Here is a 2,035-nt window from a genome sequence, read left to right as displayed (position 1 = left end):
GGTCAGGTCCGCGTGGTGCCAGGTCAGGCCGGGTTCGGGGGCGGGCCGGCGGCGGCTGATGCCGGTGACCTGCCAGCCGTCGCGCAGCAGGCGGTGACAGACGGCCGCGCCGATGCCGGAACTGACGCCGGTGACTAGGGCGTTGCGGGTCATGCCGGTGCGGGTCATGCCGGTGACACCTCCGCGAGGACCACCTCGACCCCCCGCCCCCGCAGTTCGGCCACGATCGACGGGTCCGCGTCGGTGTCCGTGATCAGTGTCCACTCGCCGGGGAGCGTCGCCCAGGCGTGGAACGGGCGCCGGCCGAGTTTCGCGGCGTGGGCGAGGACGTACACCTCGTCGGCGCGGCGGGCCATCAGTTCCTTCAGGCGGGTCTGGCGCAGGTCGGCTTCGCAGATGCCGCGTTCGGGGGAGATGCCGTCCGTGCCGAGGAAGACGCGGTCGAAGGTCATGCGTTCGAGGGCGGCCTCGGTGAGGGGGCCGACGAAGCCCTGGCTGAGCGGGCGGAGGGTGCCGCCGAGGCATTCGACGTGGACGGTGTCGACGTCGGAGAGTTCCTGAAGGGCCGTCAGACCTGTGGTGGCGACGGTGAGTTCCTTCGCGGAGCGCAGTTCGTGGGCGAGGGCGCCGACCGTGGAGCCGGCGTCGAGGAGGACGGTCTCCCCCGTGCGGACCTCGGCGGCGGCCCGGCGCGCGATGGCCCTTTTCGCCTCGAACGCCTCGCCGGTGCGCTGCCGCAGCGACGCCTCGGGGTGCGCGGTGAGCGGCATGGCGCCGCCGTAGGTGCGGGCGAGGCGGCCGTCGGCGGTGAGGCGGGCGAGGTCGCGGCGGATCGTGGAGGCGGTGACGCCGAACCGTTCGGAGAGTTCCTCGACGCTGGTGAGGCCGGTGGTGGTGGCGAGGTGCAGGATCCGGTCGCGCCGGGCCTGGGAACCGGTGGGAGACATCAGTTTCGTGGGTCCTTCGCATGCCGTTCGGTCAGCGGGTCTGGGTCATGCGCGAACCCTCAGTGGGCCGGTACGGACGACATCTCGGCGGCCTGGCGCAGGGCCTCGACCATGCTACCGGCCTCGGCGACGCCCTTCCCCGCGATGTCGAAGGCCGTTCCGTGGTCCACGGACGTCCGGATGACGGGCAGTCCGACGGTGAGGTTCACCCCGGACTCGATGCCGAGGACCTTCACGGGGCCGTGCCCCTGGTCGTGGTACATGGCGACGATCAGGTCGTAGTCGCCGCGCCCGGCGAGGAAGAACGCGGTGTCGGCGGGGAGCGGTCCGCGCGCGTCGATGCCGTCGGCGCGCAGCACCTCCAGCGCGGGCACGATCTTCTCCTCCTCCTCGCCGTACCCGAAGAGCCCGTTCTCCCCGGCGTGCGGGTTGATGCCGCACACGCCGATCACCGGGTCCGGGACCCCGGCGCGGACCATCGCCTCGTGCCCGCGCCGCACGGTGCGCTCCACGAGGCCCGGTTCGATGCGGTTGACGGCGTCGATGAGGCCGATGTGGGTGGTGACGTGGATGACCTTCACCTTCGGCGTCGACAGCATCATCGACACCTCGTCGACGCCGGTCAGGTGGGCGAGGAGTTCGGTGTGGCCGGGGTAGAGGTGTCCGGCGGCGCGCAGGGCCTCCTTGTTGAGGGGGGCGGTGCAGATGCCGTGGACGTCGCCCTTGAGGGCGAGGTGGGCCGCCGTGCGGACGTACTGGTACGCGCCTTCGCCCGCGATCGGCGACAGCGCGCCCCAGGGGAGGTCGGCGGGGAGGAGGGCGAGGTCGACGACGTTGATGCGGCCGGGCGTGAACGCGGCGTCGGCGGGCGTCTCGACGGGCACGATGTCGCAGTCGGCGCCCAGGATCGCGGCGGCCTGCCGCAGGCGTCCGGCGTCGCCGATGACGACGGGACGGCAGCGCGCGAGGGTGTCCGCGTCGAGCAGGGCGGGGACGATCACCTCGGGGCCGATGCCCGCGCCGTCTCCCATGGTCACCGCGATGAGCGGCAGCGAGCGGTCGTCGGTGGGGGTGGCGTTCACCTGGGG

The 2,035-nt window shown here is 72.8% G+C and carries 3 protein-coding genes; all 3 read right to left on the bottom strand.

Annotation, left to right across the window (positions count from 1 at the left end):
* Positions 1-153, bottom strand: a 153-nt coding sequence (locus AOK24_RS52555; RefSeq protein WP_167376910.1) for an SDR family NAD(P)-dependent oxidoreductase, incomplete at its 3' end; no start/stop codon positions are given.
* Positions 154-164: 11 nt separating this feature from the next.
* Positions 165-947 carry a DeoR/GlpR family DNA-binding transcription regulator gene (locus AOK24_RS40750; RefSeq protein ID WP_055724949.1) on the bottom strand — a complete coding sequence of 261 codons (783 nt, stop codon included), beginning with the start codon at positions 945-947 and terminating at the stop codon, positions 165-167.
* A gap of 59 nt (positions 948-1,006) precedes the next feature.
* Positions 1,007-2,029 carry a 4-hydroxythreonine-4-phosphate dehydrogenase PdxA gene (gene pdxA / locus AOK24_RS40745; RefSeq protein WP_240554363.1) on the bottom strand — a complete coding sequence of 341 codons (1,023 nt, stop codon included), beginning with the start codon at positions 2,027-2,029 and terminating at the stop codon, positions 1,007-1,009.
* Between the last annotated feature and the right edge of the window lie 6 nt (positions 2,030-2,035).

The organism is Streptomyces niveiscabiei, from assembly GCF_001419795.1.
GTDB classification, from domain to species: Bacteria; Actinomycetota; Actinomycetes; order Streptomycetales; family Streptomycetaceae; genus Streptomyces; species Streptomyces niveiscabiei.
This window is presented reverse-complemented; position numbering and strand designations above follow the sequence as displayed.